Annotated in this window: 11 protein-coding genes; 6 read left to right on the top strand and 5 right to left on the bottom strand. The window is 73.0% G+C overall.

What is annotated here, in order from left to right:
- Positions 1–161: 161 nt before the first annotated feature.
- The gene (locus VGP36_05025) at positions 162–1,556 is read right to left on the bottom strand and encodes an ATP-binding protein (GenBank protein HEV7654091.1); all 1,395 of its coding nucleotides are present in this window, start codon (positions 1,554–1,556) and stop codon (positions 162–164) included.
- The gene (locus VGP36_05020) at positions 1,553–2,224 is read right to left on the bottom strand and encodes a response regulator transcription factor (protein HEV7654090.1); all 672 of its coding nucleotides are present in this window, start codon (positions 2,222–2,224) and stop codon (positions 1,553–1,555) included. The genes VGP36_05025 and VGP36_05020 overlap by 4 nt, the downstream gene beginning before the upstream one ends.
- A gap of 346 nt (positions 2,225–2,570) precedes the next feature.
- Between VGP36_05020 and VGP36_05015 the strand changes: the two genes are divergently transcribed.
- From VGP36_05015 to lepB, 3 genes are all read left to right on the top strand, one after another.
- A complete protein-coding gene (locus tag VGP36_05015; GenBank protein HEV7654089.1) occupies positions 2,571–7,130 on the top strand; it encodes a choice-of-anchor D domain-containing protein in 4,560 nt (1,519 codons plus the stop codon).
- Between the two features lie 151 nt (positions 7,131–7,281).
- Complete coding sequence (locus VGP36_05010; protein HEV7654088.1) at positions 7,282–8,895, top strand: multicopper oxidase domain-containing protein; 1,614 nt, start codon at positions 7,282–7,284, stop codon at positions 8,893–8,895.
- Positions 8,892–9,395: a signal peptidase I gene (gene lepB / locus VGP36_05005; GenBank protein ID HEV7654087.1), complete on the top strand. Its 504-nt coding sequence runs from the start codon at positions 8,892–8,894 to the stop codon at positions 9,393–9,395. Before VGP36_05010 ends, lepB begins: the two co-directional genes overlap by 4 nt.
- Before the next feature lie 194 nt (positions 9,396–9,589).
- On the opposite strand, the gene VGP36_05000 is transcribed toward lepB, so the two are convergent.
- On the bottom strand, positions 9,590–10,246 hold the full coding sequence (locus VGP36_05000; protein ID HEV7654086.1) for an HNH endonuclease family protein: 657 nt from the start codon (positions 10,244–10,246) through the stop codon (positions 9,590–9,592).
- Between the two features lie 143 nt (positions 10,247–10,389).
- On the opposite strand from VGP36_05000, the gene VGP36_04995 reads away from it, so the two are divergent.
- Positions 10,390–11,127: a sulfite exporter TauE/SafE family protein gene (locus VGP36_04995; protein HEV7654085.1), complete on the top strand. Its 738-nt coding sequence runs from the start codon at positions 10,390–10,392 to the stop codon at positions 11,125–11,127.
- Here the strand turns inward: VGP36_04995 and VGP36_04990 are convergent.
- Positions 11,118–16,940, bottom strand: coding sequence for a DUF3320 domain-containing protein (locus VGP36_04990; GenBank protein HEV7654084.1), 5,823 nt, complete (start codon positions 16,938–16,940; stop codon positions 11,118–11,120). The two genes, VGP36_04995 and VGP36_04990, sit on opposite strands and share 10 nt — an antisense overlap.
- A gap of 149 nt (positions 16,941–17,089) precedes the next feature.
- Between VGP36_04990 and VGP36_04985 the strand changes: the two genes are divergently transcribed.
- Positions 17,090–18,370, top strand: coding sequence for an FAD-dependent oxidoreductase (locus tag VGP36_04985; protein HEV7654083.1), 1,281 nt, complete (start codon positions 17,090–17,092; stop codon positions 18,368–18,370).
- A 6-nt stretch (positions 18,371–18,376) separates the two neighbouring features.
- A complete protein-coding gene (locus tag VGP36_04980) occupies positions 18,377–18,796 on the top strand; it encodes a DUF6314 family protein (protein HEV7654082.1) in 420 nt (139 codons plus the stop codon).
- On the opposite strand, the gene VGP36_04975 is transcribed toward VGP36_04980, so the two are convergent.
- Positions 18,770–19,297, bottom strand: coding sequence for a glutathione peroxidase (locus VGP36_04975; GenBank protein HEV7654081.1), 528 nt, complete (start codon positions 19,295–19,297; stop codon positions 18,770–18,772). The genes VGP36_04980 and VGP36_04975 overlap by 27 nt on opposite strands.
- Between the last annotated feature and the right edge of the window lie 3 nt (positions 19,298–19,300).

The raw sequence follows: 19,300 nt of genomic DNA, 5'->3' as shown, positions 1-19,300 counted from the left end.
CCACGGTCTCGGCAAAGTGACCATAGGGGTGGCGCAAGTCACTCCACAAGACATCGCGACGCCATATTCCGACGCACACACGGCAAGTTTCGTCGTGTCGTCCATTTCTTGCAGCCCGGACGCACGCCTCTCATCGGAGTCGCAGGGGCGGAGAAGGCAGGTCAGGCGGTGGTGCGGCCGTTCGGGCCGGCCGCGGTGCGCGGGATCGGCACGGCCAGCCTGACCGTGGTGCCGTGGCCGGGACGGGAGCGCAGGTCCAGCAGCCCGCCCACGCCCTCGGCGGCGTCGGTGAGCAGCGCCAGGCCGATGTGGCCGTCGACCGGGCCGAGCGCCGCGGTCGGGTCGAAGCCCGGGCCGTCGTCGGTGACCGTGACCACCGCGGACTCACCCTCGGTGCCGAGCTCCAGCGTCACGTTCGAGCCGGGGGCGTGCTTGGCCGCGTTGCGCAGGGCCTCGCGGCCGACCCGGATCAGCGCGGCCCGGTGCGCGGCCGGCAGGGTCGGCAGCTCGCCGACGATCATCTCGACCGGCGTGCCCTCCTCGCGGACGCCGTCGGCGATGACCCGAAGGGCGGCGGCGGGGTCGGCCGCGCCGCTGTCGGCCGCGTACTGCATGCCGGTCAGCTCGCGCAGCGCCAGGACGTCGTCGTGCACCAGCCGCTGGGCCGTGCGCAGGGTCGCCCGCAGCGCGCCGATCGGTGGGGGCGAGCCGCTCCCCGGCGTGGGCCCGCTGCCGAGTCCGGCGATCTGGGCGTCCAGCGCGGTCAGGGCATAGCCCACCCCCGCGAGGTCCTGGATCACCCCGTCGTGCAACTCCCCGGCGACCCGGCGCCGCTCGGCCGAGGACGCCTCGACCGCCAGCCGGATCATCGCCTGCCGCTCCCGCTCGTACCGGGCCACCCGGCGGGCCAGCGAGTACGCCAGCGGGACCAGGAGCAGCCCCAGCACCAGCAGCGCGGTCAGCACCACCGGGATGATCCGGCGGATCAGGGCGGCCTCGTCGGCGTGCAATCGGTCCGCGGTGAAGTACGTCTCGACCAGGATCGGCCGGCCCTCGGTGTCCCTCGTGCCGACGTAGACCTCGAGGCTCTCGCCGAAGCTCTGGTCCAGCACGTTCTCGGACTTGCTCAGGTCCGAGACGTCGGAGGCGACGCCGCCGGCGTCGAGGACCGCCTTGTCCTCGGGCTCCAGCGGGTAGCGCTGGCCGATCAACCGTGGGTCGTCGCAGTAGAGGATGACGCCCTCGGCCGACCAGACCTTGACCCGCTGGATCGTGCTGCCCGACTTGCGGATCCGGACCCGGTCGTCGAGCGCGGTCAGGTCGTCGGTGTCCCCGTCGTACACGCCCTGGTTGATCAGCGGCGCGACGACCCGGGTGGCCACGACCTCGCCGCCGCCCTCGGCCTGGCGCAGCGCCTGGCTCTGCACCACCCGGACGCAGATGATCGCCGCGGTCGCGCCGACCACCACCAGCGCCATGATGCTGACGACCGCGTGCTGCACGAGCGCGCGGGCGACGACGGACAGCCGGCGGTCGCGCGGCGACCAGAAAGTCAACGCCGCTCCACCGGTGGGGGCAGCAGCCCCAACCGGCCGGCCGCCACGACGGCCTCCAGCTGGGAGTGGCAGTCGAGCTTGGCCAGGACGCTCTTCACGTAGCCCCGGCAGGTGTGAAGGGAGATCGACAGCGTCCGCGCGATGGCCCGGGCGTCCATCCCGGCTCCGAGAAGGCCGAGCACCTCCTGCTCCCGTGGGGTGAGCAGCGGCGCGACCATCCGGTCGCTGTCATCCTCGGAGTTCCTGCGCTGGGACGGGACCAGCCGGGCGAGCACCGTGGGGTCGATGACCATGGACCCGGTCCGGGCCGTACGGATCGCGGACAGCACTTCTCCGAAGGCCCCCGTCTTCGCCACGAACCCGCACACGCCGGCCGCCGCGGCCCGGCTGATCAGCGACCCGTCATGGGTCGCCGTGAGCATCACGACACGGGTCGTCGGCTGCCGTACCAGCACCTCGGCCGCCGTGGTCACGCCGTCGGAATCGGGCAGCCCGAAGTCCATCAACACCAGGTCCGGCCTGGTGTCGTCGACAAGCCGCAACCCCTCCGACGCCGTGCCCGCGGTGCCGACGACGTCGATGTCGGTCTCCGCGCTCAACGCCAGTCGGAGCAGATCGACCAGCGTCTGATGATCATCGACGATGACGACCTTCGTAACCGGCTCCACGCTCTCCCCCCGACACCCCACTTGGGTGACCCGTCTTGCCACCGTTCACAGCCTTACATCCTGATGCGGATCTGTCGCGGTGGGATGGCGTTATTGGTCATGACTACGCGCTGGCCGTGCCGAACGGATCAGAAGGTACTACTCCACTGGCCCCCCTGGATTGGGGATCGTCAACCCCCACCCCTCGGCTTACCGGAACCGGCCGGTTTTTTCGAGTCTGATCAGGTCGTCGGCACTGGGCCGAAGGCATGCCTAGGGGGCATCACCGATGTCATTGAGAACCCGATCACGACTGCCGAGGCCCGTCGCGGCCTTGGCGGCGTTGGCGGTCGCACTGTCAGGAGCCGTGGGCCTCGCCTTCGCCGCTCCCGGCGTCGCCAGCGCGGCCGGCGCGGTCTCCAGCACCGTCGACCCGTCCACCGGATTTCCGAGCTGGTACCAGGACTCGGCAGGCAACCGCGTCGCGCCTTGTCTCGACCCCAACGATGCGAACTGCGTGCTGCCGGCAGCCGCGGACTTCGACCCCAATCTGCCGGTCAGCTTCCCGACCAACTTCCCGGACGAGTTCTTCTACGCCTCGGCCGACTCCGCGAACGTGCCCACCCCGGGTTGTGCCGGGACGGCTCCGGGCCGGGCGCTGGTGACCCTCGACTTGGAGGGCGCCTTCGTCAACGGCCCGGCGGTGGCCGGCGAGCAGATCACCTTCGGCCGGATCCGGGTCCGCGTGACCAGCGGCCTCTGCCCGGACACGACGTACCAGTTCCGGCACCCGTTCGGGACCGAGACGTTCACGACCGACGCGGCCGGCGCGGTGGTGCCGAACATCGGCACCCAGGACATCGGTTGCGTCTCGGTGGTCCCGCCGGCCCGGTGCGACTTCTCACTGGCCAACGCGAGCCGGATCATGGGCAACGCCCAGAACGGCTTCCTGCGCTGGGACACCGGCGCTCCGGCCGGCTACCTCGGTGACGGCGCCACGCCGCACGCGATCACCGGCGGCACCGTCGGCAACGACTTCGCCATCCTGGACAGCGCCGGCAACGACCTGGGCATGACCACCAACCAGTTCACCGTGTCCGGCAAGCTGGCCGGCTCGCTGGTCTCCAACCCCGCCTCCGTCGACTTCGGCGGCGTCGGTGTCGGCAGCACCAGCGCGACCAGGACCGTCACGGTCAGCAACCTGGACAAGAACGCGGTCACCGTCTCGCCGGCCGCGATCAGCGGCACCGACGCGGCCCAGTTCTCCGTCGTTCCCGGGGCCGACCTCTGCTCCGGCCAGGTCCTGACCCGGGACCAGACCTGTACGGTCGGCGTCCGGTTCAGTCCACTCGCACCAGCCGGGGCCCGAACAGCCTCGCTGGACCTGGCGTCCACGGGCGGGGTGCACTCGCCGCTGCGGGTCGCCCTCACCGGCACCGGCACGAACGTGGGTGCCGCGCCGATCCTGACCAAGACCACCGCGTCGGTCGCCTTCGGTGACGTGCGGGTCCGGACCCAGAGCCCGGAGAAGGTCGTCACGATCACCAACACCGGCACCGCCCCGCTGGGCGTCACCAGCGCGGTGCTGGACCCGAACACCACCGAGAGCTCCAACTACGTGATCCTGGCGAACACCTGCGCGACCGGGGCCACGGTGCCGGTCGGTGGCACCTGCACGTTGCGGGTGGTGTTCGTCCCGTTGACGACCGGTCAGCACCCGACGTCGATCATCCTGGCGTCGAACTCGGCCAGCTCGCCCGACTCGATCCCGGTGACCGGCAACGGCACCGGCGGCGTCGCGGCGGTCGGCCCGGTCGACGCGGCCGACGGCTTCCCGCAGTGGTATCGCGACGAGAACGGGGTCACCCTCGCGCAGTGCAATGACTTCAAGGACGCCAACTGCGCGATCGCGCCGGACGAGTTCTTCGACGGCGTGAACCCGGAGGTCTTCCCGACCAACTTCCCGGGTGAGTTCTTCTACCAGAGCGGCGTGTCGGACAACATCATCACGCCCGGCTGCAACGGCGGTCCGGCCGGCCGCGCCAAGATGATCCTCGGCCTGGAAGGCGCGTTCATCGCTGACGCGCCGACCCCGACCGAGCAGATCACCTTCGGCCGCGTCCGGATCAGTGTCCAAGGTGGACTGTGCCCGGACACGAGCTACGACTTCGTCGGCCCGTACGGCACCACCACGCTGGTCACGAACGACCAGGGCAGCATCGCCCGCAACCGCGGCACCGACGACGTCGGCTGCACCCCCGTGGTCCCGGACACCTGCGACTTCACGATCGCGCTGCAGAGCCGGATCGCGGCGAGCTTCCTGCGCTGGGACCCGGCGGTGGCCCCGGCCGCCCCGGCCGGCTACATCGGTGACGGCGTGACCTTGCACAAGGTCATCGGCGCTCCGTACTCGCCGGACGGCATCACGCCGGCGAACTACTTCCAGATCAACGACGCGTCCGGCACCCAGGTCGGCAAGACCAACGTGTTCAGCGTCATCGGCAAGCTGAAGGGCCCGCTCGAGGCCGACCCGGCCACGGGTGACCTCGGCGTCGTCGCGCTCGGCAACACCTCGCCGACCACGACGATGAACCTGAAGAACACGGGCATCGCGCCGCTCACGATCAACACGCTGGCCGTGACGGGCGTGGACGCGGCCGACTTCACCGCGACCACGACCGCCTGCGCCGGCACCACGCTGGCGCCGGGGGCGAGCTGTGCGATCCAGCTCAGCTTCACACCCACGGCGACCGGTGACCGAACAGCCAGCCTGGTCGTCAACCACACCGGCCTGAACAACCCGTTCTCGGTGCCGCTCGTGGGCACCGGCGGTGCGGCCGGTACCACCGCGGCGATCAGCTTCAACCCGCGGTCGGCCGCGTTCGTGCCGCAGCACCTGGGCACCACCAGCAAGATCTGGACGGTCAGCATCTCCAACGCCGGCGGCACCCTGCCGCTGGACGTGCAGGCGCTGTCGCTGACCGGGACCGGCGCCGCCCAGTTCGGAATCGTCGCCGACCGGTGCACCACGGCCAACGTGGCGCCCGGAGCGAGCTGCCAGGTCGACCTGGCGTTCAGCCCGACCTCGGCGGGGAACTTCTCCGCCGGACTCCAGGTGGTCGACAACGCACCGGGCGGCCGGCACACGCTGGCGCTGACCGGCATCGGGTCGAACGCGAACCCGGCCGTCTCGCCGACCGTCCGCGACAGCGACCACTTCCCGAAGTACTACCAGGACTCGACCGGCGCCCGGATCGAGCCCTGCCTGGACATCACCGACCCGAACTGCGTGGTGCTCGGTGACGAGTTCTACAACCCGGACGAGCCGCTCAGCTTCCCGGGCAACTACCCGGGCGAGTGGTTCTACCAGGTCGTCGACTCGCAGGCCGTGGGCACGCCGGGATGCGGCGGCACCGCGCCCGGCACGGCCGCCGTGCGGATGTCGCTCGAGGGCGCGTTCGCGAACGCCGGGCCGGTCGACGGGGACCAGATCACCTTCACCCGCATGCGGGTGTTCGTGACCAGCGGTCTCTGCCCGAACACGCCGTACACCTTCCAGACCCCGTACGGCACGCTCACCCGGACCACCAACGCCGCGGGTGCCATCACCCGCAACGCCGACGTGGTCTCGGGCGGCACCGTCGACACCGGCTGCGCCCCGGTCGCACCTGCCACGTGCGACTTCTCCCAGGCGCTGCTGCCGGACGCCACCACCAACGGCGTCAAGCCGAACGGTGACACCGACGCGCTGAGCTACCTGCGTTGGGATCCGGCGGAGAGCGCGGCGCCGGACAACTACCTGGGCGACGCCCGGGCGTTCCACAAGGTCGTCGGCGGCACGTACGTCGCCGCCGGCGAGAGCCAGCCGACCGACAAGTTCTCGGTGTTCGACACGGCCGGCAACCTCGTGGGTTCGACCGACACGTTCACTGTCTCCGGCAAGCTGGCCGGGCCGCTGCAGTCCGACGTCAGCTCCGTCGACTTCGGACACCAGCCGGCGGGTCAGACCAGCGGCAACCGGATCGTGACGTTCACCAACGTCGCGGCCGTGCCCACGACGATCGCCAGTGTTGCGCTGGCGGGCGTCAACAGTGGCGACTTCCGGGTCACCGGCGGCACCTGCGCCGGCGCCACGGTCGCCGTCGACGGCACCTGTACGGTGACCGTCGCCTTCGCCCCGGCAGCAGCCGGGACGAAGACCGCCTCGTTGCGGATCACCCCAACCGGTACCGGTCCCGCGACGTTGGTCGCGCTGACGGGTATCGCCGACCAGGCGGCGGCTCCGGCCGCCACCGTGACCCCGGGCGTGCTCGCGTACGGCAGCGTCGCGTCCGGACAGCCGGTGACGCTCTCGACGACGGTGAAGAACACCGGAACCGCTCCGCTGGTGGTCGGGAACCCGACCCTCACCGGGACGGGCGCGTCGGGTTACTCGATCACCGCCAACACCTGCACCGTCGCGATCGCACCGAACGCGACGTGCAGCATCTCGGTGAAGTACGCGCCGACGGCGCTGGGTTCCCAGACCGGGAGCCTGGTGATCCCGCACAACGCGGGCACCGGGAGCACGACCGTCTCGCTGACCGCGAACGGGCTGGGGTCGTCGTTCACGCTGACCCCGAGCCCGGTCGCCTTCAGCACGGTCAACCGGAACGCCACGAAGTCCCTGACCGTGTCGGTCAAGAACGTCGGCACGATCGTCGGACAGGTCTCCGCGGCCTCCATCACCGGGACGAACGCCGCGGCGTTCACCGTCACCGGTGCCGGGTGCCTCGGGACCTCGCTGGCGGCCAACCGCAGTTGCAACCTCACGGTCACGTTCCGGCCGACGCTGGTCCAGGCGTACTCCGCCAGCCTCGTCGTCACCGGTGACCTGACCACCGTCCCGACCACGGTGCAGGCCGCGTTGACCGGCACCGGGAAGTAGGTCCCCTCAGCAGTACCCCGCCCCCACAGGCCTTCCCGGGCCTGTGGGGGCGGGTTCCCACACTCGGGCTCCCCACGGGCCCGCCAACGGGATCCGGCCCTCACCCGGAACCCGCGTCCTGCCCACCTCCTACCCCACGCGGAGGAACACAGTGTTCGACACGACCCAGTACTCCCGGCGACGACTCCTCAAGATCGGAGCCGTCGGAGCCGTCGGGGTCGGGGCGCTCAGCGTCCCGCTCGGCCGCGCCGCGGCCGGCAAGCAGGCCAGCCGGCTGAAGTCGGCCAACTTCCCCAAGCCGTACCAGGCCACGTTCCAGCGGCCGCCGGTGCTGCAGCCGTCCTCGTCCACTGTGGACGGTGACGGCATCACCACGAACTTCTACACGGTGACCGAGAGCCAGAGCACCGCGCAGATCGTGCCGGGACTCACCACCCCGGTCTGGGGCTACAACGGCTCGGTGCCGGGCCCGACGATCAGCCTGGAGCAGGGCACCCGCGCGGTGCTCAAGGTGCGCAACCAGCTGCCGGCGCTGCACCCGGCGTTCGGGCACCCGTTCGACACCTCGACGCACCTGCACGGCTCGGCCTCGCTGCCCCAGTACGACGGGTACGCCAGCGACGTCACCGCGCCGGGATACGTCAAGGACTACCGGTACCCGAACTTCCAGCCGGCCCGGACGCTCTGGTACCACGACCACGGCGTGCACTTCACCGCGCAGAACGCGTACGGCGGCCTGGCCGCGCAGTACCACCTGCACGACCCGGTGGAGCGGGCGCTGCTGCCGCAGGGCGAGTTCGACGTGCCGATCACCATCACCGACGCGATGTTCGCCGAGAACGGCACGCTCTCCTACGACGACCACACCGAGTCCGGGCTCTGGGGCGACATCGTCCTGGTCAACGGCCGGCCGTGGCCGGTGATGCAGGTGAAGCGGCGGGTCTACCGGTTCCGCGTCCTCAACGCCTCGATCTCCCGGTCGTACAAGCCGCAGCTGGGCTCGGGCGACCCGATGACGGTGGTGGCCACCGACGGCGGCCTGATGCCGGTGGCGAAGACGGTCACCTCCTACCGGCACGGCAACGCCGAGCGGTACGAGATCCTCATCGACTTCTCCCGCTACCCCGTCGGCAAGCGGGTGGAGCTGAAGAACCTGTCGAACAAGAACAACATCGACTACGACGACACCGGCAAGATCATGGCGTTCGACGTCGTGGACGGCCCGTTCGACTCCACCAACAACACGATCCCGACCACGCTGGCCTCGTCGCCGGTCATGTCGCTGACGGCCGCGAACGCCGTGCGCACCCGCAAGATGGCGGTCGAGCGGACGTCGGCCGGGGAGTGGTCGATCAGCGGCAAGACCTGGCACGACGTCATCGACAGCGGCTTCGACCTGGTGGTGGCCAACCCCGCGGTGGACGACGTGGAGATCTGGGAGATCGAGAATCGCAGCGGTGGCTGGTTCCACCCGGTCCACATCCACCTGGTCGACTTCCAGATCCTCAGCCGGAAGCTCGGCAGCAACAACCCCATCGCCCCGTACGACTACGAGAAGGGGCCGAAGGACGTCGTCTACATCGGCGAGAACGAGACCGTGAAGGTGCTCATGCGCTTCGAGCACCAGCGCGGGAAGTACATGATGCACTGCCACAACCTGCCCCACGAGGACCACGACATGATGCAGCAGTTCTCGGTCGGGTTGCAGAGCCCCGACCCGAACGACCCGATCAACGCCGACCCGGCCCGACCGGACACCCCTTGACCGTCGCTCCGGCGCGGGGGCGCAGGGCGGTCCGGACCCGGGCCGCTCTGCTCGCCGTGGCCGTCCTCGTCCTCGTGCTGGTAAGGCTCTTCGTCGCCGAGCCGCTGCGGGTGGACGGCGACAGCATGGCGCCGACGCTGCGGTCCGGGGACGTCGTGCTGATACAGCGGCACGTCTCGCCCGCGGCCGGGCAGCTGCTGGTCCTGCACGACCCGCAGGACGACAGCCTGGTGGTGAAGCGGGTCGTCGCCACCGGCGGACAGAAGGTCGAGATCCGGGACGCCTACCTCTATGTGGACGGCGTCGAGGCGGACGAGCCGTACGTCGACCACACCCGGATCGACGGTGTCTACTTCGGACCGGTCACCGTGCCGGCCGGGGACGTCTTCGTGCTCGGCGACTCCCGGGACGGGTCGATCGACTCGCGGATCTTCGGCTCGGTGCCGGTGTCGGCGGTCAGCGGGCGGGTGATCCTGCGGCTCTGGCCGCTGGTGCGCTGAGGCGCGCCTCGCTCACGTCCGGCGGTGGGCCGTCCCCCGTGGCCCGCCGCCGGACCTCACCGTTCCGGCGGCGGGCCTCCCCTGGGGCCCGCCGCCGGAGCTCCACCGTTCCGGCGGCGGGTCTCCCCTGGGCCCGCCGCCGGGACCCCTTCCGGCGGCGGGCCACGTCTTGGGCTCGCCGCCGGAGGCGTGTCCTAGATCGCCTGGGTGACGGTGATGGTGACGTTCGTGCAGCCGGCGGCGAAGCCGGTGAGCGCGGACTTCTCGGCGCTGTCCACGGTGAGCCGCCAGCGGATCTTCACCGCGACCCACTCCGCGACGTACCGGCAGGTCGCCGACGTGGCCGACGGCATCCACTCGGCCGGGTCCCGGTCGCCCTTGGACTGGTTGACGTTGTCGGTCACCGCGACGAGGTCCCGGGCGTCGCCGAGGTCGTTCGCGTACGTCTCCCGCTGGGTCGCGGTCCAGTTGCGGGCACCGGAGTCCCAGGCCTCGGCCAGCGGTACGAGGTGGTCGATGTCCAGATCCGAGCTGAGCGTCCAGTCGACGTTGTCGTAGTAGGAGTGCCAGCGGCCGCCGGTGAGCTTGCAGCCGGCGCCGATCGCCGGCTGGGTCGTCGCCTCGGCGATGAGCACCTCGTTGCGGGTATCGCAGCCGTCGCCGTCGGCGTCGATCCAGAGGTGGAACATCGCCCGGGTGTAGCCGGTGCGGACCTCGGTCGCGACCGGCAGCCCGGAGGCCCCGGCCCGGAGCGTCGTGCTGACGGTGGCGGCTTGCGCCGACGGCGCCATCAGCACGGCCATTCCGAGCACGGCGGCGAGCAGAGCGAGAAGTGCACGGATTTTCGACATGGCCTTACTCCGTTCGTCGGTACGACCCGAAGCATTTGGGCCTGAGAATTCGGAGCGTACGGCGGAAACGGCCATCCGGACAGAGACGGCACGTAAACGTCCCGGGAACGAGACCGGATCGGCCACCGTCGAGACTGGAGCCCGTGTCCGACGTGCTCTGGCTGTACGCGGCGGGGGTCCTCGCGGGGGTCGTGAGCGTGGTCGCCAGCCTGGCCTCGCTCGTCTCGTACCCGGCCCTGCTGGCGCTCGGACTGGGTCCGCTGGCCGCGAACGTCACCAACACGACCGCGCTGGTGTTCGTCGGCTTCGGCGCCGCGGCCGGCTCCCGGCCGGAGCTGTCCGGACAGCGGGCCCGGCTGGTGCGGTTCGGGCTGCTCAACGCGGCCGGCGGCGCGATCGGCGCGGTGCTGCTGCTGCTCACGCCGGAGTCGGCGTTCGAGGCGGCCGTGCCCTGGCTGATCGCCGGCGCCTCGCTGGTGCTGCTGCGCCGGCCCCGGCCGCAGCCGGAGGCCGGCCGGGAGCACAGCCGGCTGCTGCGCTTCGGCCTCCTCGCGGTGGCCGTCTACACCGGCTACTTCGGCGCGGCCGGGGGAGTGCTGGTGCTGGCCGTGCTGACCGCGCTGCTGGACCAGCCGCTGGCCCGGTCGATCGCGATGAAGAACGTGATCTCCTCGGCCGCCAACGCGGTCGCGGCGCTGACGTTCGCGCTGTTCGGGCCGGTGCACTGGACCGCGGTGGTGCCGCTGGCGCTGGGCTTCTTCACCGGCGGCTGGATCGGCCCGGCCGTGGTCCGCCGGCTGCCGGACGGTCCGCTGCGGGTCTTCATCGCCGTCTGCGGGCTGGGCGTCGCGGTGAAGCTCGGGCTCGACGCCTACGGCTGAGCGGCCGGCCGGATCGTGCCGTCCCGGTCGGTCAGCCGGCCGGTGCGCAGGCCCAGCTCGACCGCGGTGTCCAGCCGCTCGGCCAGGCCCGGGGTGAGCCGGCGGCCGCCGAAGCCGGCCAGCGTCGCGCGGTGCAGCTCGGTCCGGGACATGCCGGCGGCCGCGGCGGTCTGCGCGGCCATCGCGTTGAGGATCTCGCGCAGCGGGACGTGGGCGAGCGGGCGCTCGACGCCGGCGGGCGTACGGCGGAAGCCGGTCCAGGCCGCGGGGTCCAGGTCCGCCGGCCAGACCACCGGCTCGAGGTCGTCGAACCGGGCGCTGGCCGGGAGACAACGCAGGATGGCGTCCCGGCGGGCCTCGTAGACCCGGTCGAGACCGAGGGCGTTCGCGGCGAGGCGGGCCAGCCGGTCGGCGTGCACGGGTCCTTCGGCGGTGACGATGTCGGCCAGCAGGCCGGCCACCCGGGCCGTGGCGCGGCGTTGCGGCAGCGCGTCGAGGACGTCGACCGTCCCGGCCGGACGGACGGTCCACGGGACGAACTCCGTGCCGTCCGTACGCCCGTTGCGCGGTTCCGCCGTCCCGCGCAGCTCGTCCTCCGCTGACGCGGAATCCGAAGCTGGGTCCGGAGCCGGGTCCGGAGCTGGATCCGGAGCTGGGTCCGGAGCCGCGTCCGGAGCTGGGTCCGGAGCTGGGTCCGGAGCCGCGTCCGGAGCTGGGTCCGGAGCCGCGTCCGGAACTGGGTCCGGAGCCGCGTCCGGAGCTGGGTCCGGGGCCGCGGTCTCCGTGCTCGGCCCGGGAGCCGCCGCGCGGGCCGGCACCGGCGCCGGGTCGGGCGCCCGTACGGTCCCGGCCGCCTGGACCGCCTGCAGGCGGTCCAGGACCGCGTCGGGGTCAGCGAGCCAGTCCGGGAGCCAGACGCGCTCGACCGCCCGCCAGCCGAGCACCTCACCGAGCACCTCGCGCGGCAGCGTGTCCCGGTCCCGCGCGGTCAGCCGCCGCATCCAGGCCCGGCCGTCCAGCAGCACCGCCACGTCGCCGAGGACCGCATCGAGGGCGAAGTCCGACAGCCCGACGTCGGTCCGGACGTCCAGCCCGCGGCCGCGCAGCCGGGCCGCGAGCTCGTCGCGGTGCCGGTCCGGCTCCCGCGGCCGGCGCAGGTTCGCCGGCAGCACCACCGCGCCGCGCGAGGCCATCTCCAGGTACGTCCGCAGGTGCCGCAGCCCGACCGACGCGGTCTGCTCGGTCCGCAGCTGCCCCGGGTCGAAGCTGGAGAAGACGATCACCTGCCGCCGGGCCCGGGTCACCGCGACGTTCAGCCGCCGCTCGCCGCCGGCCCGGTTGAGCGGGCCGAAGTTCAACGGCAGCACGCCGTTCCCGGCCGCGCTGAAGGCGGTGGAGAACAGCACCACGTCCCGCTCGTCGCCCTGGACGTTCTCGAGGTTCTTCACGAACAGGCCGTCGGTGTCCTCCAGCGCCTCGACCAGCCGCGGATCGCCGGCGTCCCGCAGCAGGCCCTCGATGTACGCCCGCTGCTGGGCGTTGAACGTCACCACCCCGATCGACGGCGACCGGTCCGGCGACGCGGCGAACCGGCGGGCGATCTCGGCGACCACCGCCGCCGCCTCCACCGGGTTGGTCCGCAACGTCGTCCGCGACCCCGTACGGAGGAAGTGCCCGTCGACCCGGACCAGCGACACCCCGGTGCCCGGCCGGTGCGGGGCCGGGAACGTGGACAGCGCCCCGTCGTAGTAGTGGACGTTGCTGAACGCGATCAGCGCCTCGTCCTGGCTGCGGTAGTGCCAGAGCAGCCGGTGCCGCTCGACCCGTGCCTGGACGCACTCGGTGAGGATCGACTCCTCGTCGTCCACGACGTGCTCGTCGGCGTCCTCGTCCGCGAGCCCGCTCTCCGCGACCGAGGTCGGCGGCAGCTGCTTGCTGTCGCCGACGACGACCACCGACCGGGCCCGGCCCATCGCGCCGATCGCGTCCGCGACCCGGATCTGGGACGCCTCGTCGAACACGACGATGTCGAAGAGCCGGGTCGTGGCCGGGAAGAACCGGGCCAGCGACTCCGGGCTCACCAGCACGCACGGCAGCGCGGCCGTGATCACGTCGCCGTACTCGGACATCAGCGCGCGGACCTTGAGCCCGCCGCGCTGGCGGGCCAGCTGCCGGGTCAGCTCCCCGACCCGGCCGCCGGTGGCGCGCGGGTCGAAGCCGCGACCGGCCAGCACCCGCTGCGGCAGCAGCGAGACGAGCAGCTCCCGGACGGCCCGGGAGGCGTCGGTGAACCGGGCGATCGACCGCTCCTGCGCGGTCCGGTCGAAGCCGCTCAGCCCGGTGCTGTGCAGTCGCTCGGCCACGGCGGAGCGGGCCAGCCCGGCCTCGTACGCGGTCCGGGCGTCGTCCGGGTCGAGCGTGCCGTCCAGGACGGCCGTGCGGGCCTCGTCGAGGTGGTCGGCCCGCAGCGGCTCCAGGTGCCGCAGCAGCTCCAGCCGGCGCCGCAGCGAGCCGAGCTGCGGGTCGGCCAGGGCGCGGTCGGCGCCGGTGGCCCGCCAGGTCGCGGACAGCCCGGCCGGGCCGGCCCAGCCGGCCAGCGTGGTGGTTCCGGTGGCGGCGACCAGCTCGGCCGCGGCGGTCGCGGCCTCCCGTACCGGGGCGGCGTCGAGGCCGGCGAGCGAGCGGAACGCGGCCGCCCGCGGCCCGGCGGCCGGATCCACGGCGGCGCCGAGCCCGCGTACGGAGGCGATCCGGGCGCCGAGCGCGGTGCCGGTGAACGGGCTCCAGCCGGCCGGCAGCGTCAGCCCGGGGATCACGGTCACCGAGTCGGCCAGCTCCCGGACCGCGGCCCGCAGCGCGACGAGCTGTCCGGTCAGGTCCGGGAGCCGCTTCGGCTTGACCGTCGCGTTCGGACGGAGGACCGGGGCGAGGCGGTCACGGACGGCGGTCAGCCGCCTGCGCCGGCCGACGAACCCGCTCGCGGCGGCGGTCCGGGCCGCGGCGTCGATCTCCTCGACCGGCAGGTCCAGCACCGCGGGCGTGACGACGTCCAGTCCGGGATGCGCGCGGCCCGCGAACTCGGCCGCCCGCCGGACGGCGTCGTCGGTCGCGGCCGCCCAGCGCGGGGTCCGTGACTCGTCCAGGACGGTGAGCGGGAGCCCGGCCGCCAGCAGGCCGGCCAGCGCGGCCAGGTCGCGGTGGTCGGCGAGCGCCGGGGCGAGGTCGGCCGGGAGCCCGCCCAGCGCGGCGTCGAGCCGGCGGGCCGCCCGGGCGGTGGCCTCGACGTCGACGCCCGCGGGCCGGTCGAGGAAACCCCACGGGTGCCGCGGTCCCGGCCGGGCCGGGTACGCGACCTCGGACAGCGTGCTGAACAGCTGCCGCACGCGGTCGACCGTCCCGGGCGCGGACGCCGTCAGCAAGGACTCCGGCACCGGCATCGCCCGGACCTCGTCGCCGTACGCCAGCTCGGCCTCGTGGGCCTCGTAGAGGGAGAGACCGGCGGAGTTCCGGTCGTGCAGCTGGTACTGGTAGCGGGTCAACGCCTGCCGGGCCGACCGCAGCCTGGCCGTCGCCACCTCGTGTCCCTGGACGTCGGCGGCGACCACGTGGTCGAGGCCGCGGGCGATCTGCTCCCGGACCGCGGTCGGCTTGCTGCCCTTGTCGTGCAGGTCGAGCGAGAGGGGGCCCATGCCGACCGCGTCCAGGCGGCGCTGCACGACGTCCAGCGCGGCCCGCTTCTCCGCGACGAACAGCACCCGCCGGCCCTCGGCGACCGCCCGGACGAGCAGGTTGGTGATCGTCTGGGACTTGCCGGTCCCGGGCGGCCCCTCCAGCACGAAGGTCCGGCCGGCGACCGCGTCGGCGATCGCCCGCAGCTGCGAGCCGTCGGCCGGGATCGGGCAGGCCTCGCCGAGCCCGTCGAGGTCCGGCACCGGGTCCGAGCGGACCGGGTCGGCGAACGCGTCCATCGGCGTCCGGATCAGGTGGTCGACCAGCGGGTTCGCCGCGAACGCCGGCCAGTGCTCGTCCAGGTCCTTCCAGAGCCGGAACTTCGCGAACTGCAGCACGGCCAGGTCGGCCGTCGTCTCGATCCGGTACGGGATCCCGCGCTCGGCCAGCGTCCGCCGGACCGCGTCGAACGCCGCGTCGACGTCGATCCCGGCGCCGTCCAGAGCCGGGTCGGCCAGCTCCGGCAGGGCGAGGTCGTGCACCTGGCGCAGCTTCTCCAGCAGGCAGTAGTTCGGCGTCGACGAGCCGGTGTCGTCCAGGCTCAGCCGGTAGTGGCCGCCGCGCCCGGCCGCCTTCAGCCGGACCGGGACCAGGACCAGCGGCGACCGCAGCGGCCGCCCGTCCAGCTCCCAGACCAGCGTGCCCAGCGCGAGGTAGAGGTTGTTGGCCCCGGTCTCCTCCACGATCGTGCGGGCCTTGTACGCCAGCGCCCGCAACCGGGTCTGGTACGCGGCCGCCGGCACGTCCACGTGCACGGTCTGCCGGCCGGTGAGCAGCTCGACCAGCCGGTCCGCGGGCAGCTCCCGCCCGTGCCGTACGCCCCGCTCCCGGTCCACCTCGGACAGCTCGTCCGACGGCCGCAGGACCAGCGACCGTCCACTGTGGAGGAGGTCCTCCAGCGCGGCGATCCCGCCGTCCGGGACCGTGACCGAGAGGGCCGAGCGGGCGGTGAAGTTCAGCAGCCGGTTGCGCAGGCTCAGGTCCAGCAGGGCGTTCTTCCAGCGGGCGACCCGGGCCGGCTCGGCCGGGCGCGCCGGGGCGCCGGCGGCCGGCGTCGGGGGCGGCGCGGTCACGACCGACGCGGGCGCGGTGTAGACGCTGACCCGGACGGTGCCGTCCGCGTCGCGGGTCCGGGCCGGCAGCGGCACGATCCCGTTCAGCCGGGCCTCGTGCACGTCCACGACCGCGACCGCAGTGGCGGCCACCGGCGGCCGGGTCGCCTCCGATCCGGTCAGCGTGGTCGTCTCGACCAGCCCGATCCGGCCCAGGTCGACCTGGTTGACGGCGGCCATCGGGTCCAGCTCGGCGATCGTGCCGAGCGAGGACTCCTCCCGCCACCAGCCGAGGAACGCGTGGCCCGCGGCGATCCAGAGCAGCGGCCGGATCCCGGCCTGCTCCAGCACGGCCGCCATCGTCACCACGGTGTCCAGGCAGGTGCCGACGCCGTCGTCCAGGACCTCGGCCGGGGTGCGCACCTTCTGGCCGTCGTCGGCCCAGCTCGCCGGCGGCTCGGCGTACCGGATCCGGCGGGCCCGCATCGCGGCGAAGACGGCCCCGACGATCTCGTCCACCCGCTCCGGGCCGGCCTGGTAGCCCTGGATCGACGCGCTGCCGGTGGTGCGGTGCAGCCGGTCCGCGACCTCGGCCATGAACCCGTGCACGGCCGGGTGGTTCGGCATGACGTACGCGGCCAGCAGCTCCAGGGCCAGCGCCGGGGGAGAGGCCAGCCACTGCTGCGCCGCCAGCACCCGGGTGGGCGCCGTCGCCTCCGCGACCACGACCCCGCCGACCTCCAGCGCGGCCCGGACGGCGCCCGGCCGCTGCTCCTCGACCTGCAGCATCGCCGCCGGGTCGAGGAGCAGCCGGAGGTCGGTGAGGACGGCCGGCTCGCCCGCGACCAGGTCGAGCAGCACCTCCTGCGGCGCGCCCAGCGGGCCCGTCGCGTCCCGCACCGACAGCAGCAGCCGCGCCGCCCGTACGTCGGCCTCGACCCCGTCGATCGCCAGCCGGGACACCGCCGGGATGCCGACGTGCGCCATCGCGTAGCTGAGCACCGGCGTGGCGTCGATCGTGATCCCCGGCACCGGCCGAGCCTACGCAGCCCGCGTGCTCCCGGGCCCGCGGCGCCCCGGCGCCTCCGGTGGAGGGCTGCCGGGGTGGGGGCCGGGTGGTGGAGTCGCGGTCCGTCGGTTGACGGAGCACGGTGCCGGGATCGGCGTTTAGAGTCGGCGGCATGACGAGGGTCGTGGTGGTCGGAGGTGGGTTCGCCGGGTTCAACGCGGCGAAGGTGCTGTGCAAGCGGCTGGCCGGGGAGGCCGAGGTCGTCCTCGTGAACCCGACCGACTACTTCCTGTACGTACCGCTCCTGCCGGAGGTCGCGGCCGGGATCCTGGACCCGCGGCGGGTCGCGGTCTCGCTGCCGGGCGCGCTGCCCGGGGTGCGGCTCGCGGTCGGGACGGTGCACACCGTCGACCTGGCCGGCCGGTCGGTCACCTACCGCGACACCGACGGCGACGACCAGACGCTGACCTACGACCAGCTGCTGCTGACCAGCGGCAGCGTGAACAAGCTGCTGCCGGTGCCCGGCGTCGGCGAGCACGCGCACGGGTTCCGCAACCTGGCCGAGGCCGTCTACCTGCGCGACCACCTGGTCCGCCAGGTCGAGCTCGCGGACCAGGCCGAGGACACCGACGAGCGCTCGGCCCGGCTGACGTTCGTGGTGGTCGGGGCCGGCTACACCGGGACCGAGGTCGCGGCCCAGGGCGTGCTGGCGACGCGGGCGCTGCTGGCCAAGCACCCGCGGCTGGCGGGTGCGCGGGCCCGGTGGTTGCTGCTCGACACCGCGGACCGGGTGCTGCCGGGGCTGTCCGAGCGGCTGTCCGCGGTGGCGGCGCGGACGCTGGGGGAGCGCGGGGTCGAGGTCCGGATGAGGACCTCGGTCAAGGAGGCCACCGGCGACGGCGTGACGCTCTCGGACGGCAGCAGCGTGCCGACCCGGTCGCTGATCTGGTGCGTGGGGGTCCGGCCCGACCACCTGGTGGAGACGCTGGGGCTGCCGACCGAGAAGGGCCGGCTGGTCGTCGACGCCGACCTGTCCGTACCGGGGCAGCCGGGGTTGTGGGCCTGCGGGGACGCCGCCGCCGTGCCGGACCTGACCCGGCCCGGCGAGGTCACCGCGATGACCGCGCAGCACGCGCAGCGGCAGGGCGCCCGGGCCGGCAAGAACATCGCGGCGACGCTCGGCCACGGCCGGCGCCAGCAGTACCGGCACCGCAACCTCGGCTTCGTCATCGACCTCGGCGGCTTCGACGGCGCGGCCGACCCGCTCGGCGTCCCGCTGGGCGGGTTCCCGGCCAAGGTCGTGACCCGCGGTTACCACCTCAGCGTGATGCCCGGGAACCGGATCCGGACCGCGGTGGACTGGGCCGAGCACTTCGCGCTCGGCGCCCAGACGCAGCGGCTGGACCTCGTCCGCGGGGACGACGTACCGCTGCAGGACCAGCCCCCGGCCTGAGCCGTCGTGGACGCCAGGGCCGCCGTGGAGGACCTGATCGGCCGCTGGTCGCTGGCCCGCCGGGTCGCCGACAGGCGGACCGGCCGGCAGGGCACCGTCCGGGGCGAGCTGGTGATCGCACCGGACGGCGCCGGCCTGCGCTGGGCCGAGCGGGGCACGCTGCGGTGGGCCGGCACCGACCACCCGGTCACCCGCACGTACCTGCTGCGCGAGCACGCGGACGGCTGGTGGGCCGAGTTCGACGACGGCCGCCCGTTCCACCCGTGGCGGCCGGGTACGCCGGTGACGCACCCGTGCCGCGCGGATGTCTACAGTGGACTGGTCACAGTGGACGGTGACCGGATCCGTACGGTCTGGGACGTCCGCGGCCCGGCCAAGCACCAGCGCCTGGTGACCCGGCTAACCCGCGTGCGCAGCCAGGTCTGACCCGATCTGCTGGGGGGTCTCGTACGACTCGTAGCGGCGCACGACCTTGCCGTCGCCGTCGACGAGGAACTTGGTGAAGTTCCACTTGACCTCGTCGGTGCCGATCGTCTCGGGCTTCCGCTCCTTGAGGATCTCGTAGAGCATCCCGGCGGACGGGCCGAAGTCTCCCGGCGCCTGCGCCCGCAGGTAGGCCCAGAGCGGGTCGGTGGACGGCCCGTTCACGTCGATCTTGGTCGACATCGGGAACGTCACGTCGTACGTGGCCTTGCAGAAGTCCGCGATCTCGGCGTCCGAGCCCGGCTCCTGGTCGCCGAACTGGTTGCAGGGGAAGCCGATCAGCTGCACGTCGCCGCCGCGCTGCAGTGCCTCCAGCCCCTCGTACTGCGGGGTGAAGCCGCACTTGCTGGCCACGTTGATCAACAGCAGCGGCTGTCCGGCCCAGTCCGACAGCGGCTTGGTCGAGCCGTCGGGGAAGGTGACCGAGTAGTCGTACACGCTCACGAG

It is taken from the genome of Mycobacteriales bacterium (genome assembly GCA_035995165.1).
In the GTDB taxonomy this organism is placed as follows: domain Bacteria; phylum Actinomycetota; class Actinomycetes; order Mycobacteriales; family CADCTP01; genus CADCTP01.
This window is presented reverse-complemented; position numbering and strand designations above follow the sequence as displayed.

Coding starts and splice junctions, on each gene's coding strand:
- VGP36_05000 (HEV7654086.1), bottom strand. CDS start 10,246: ATGTCGAAAATCCGTGCACTTCTCGCTCTGCTCGCCGCCGTGCTCGGA.
- VGP36_04985 (HEV7654083.1), top strand. CDS start 17,090: ATGACGAGGGTCGTGGTGGTCGGAGGTGGGTTCGCCGGGTTCAACGCG.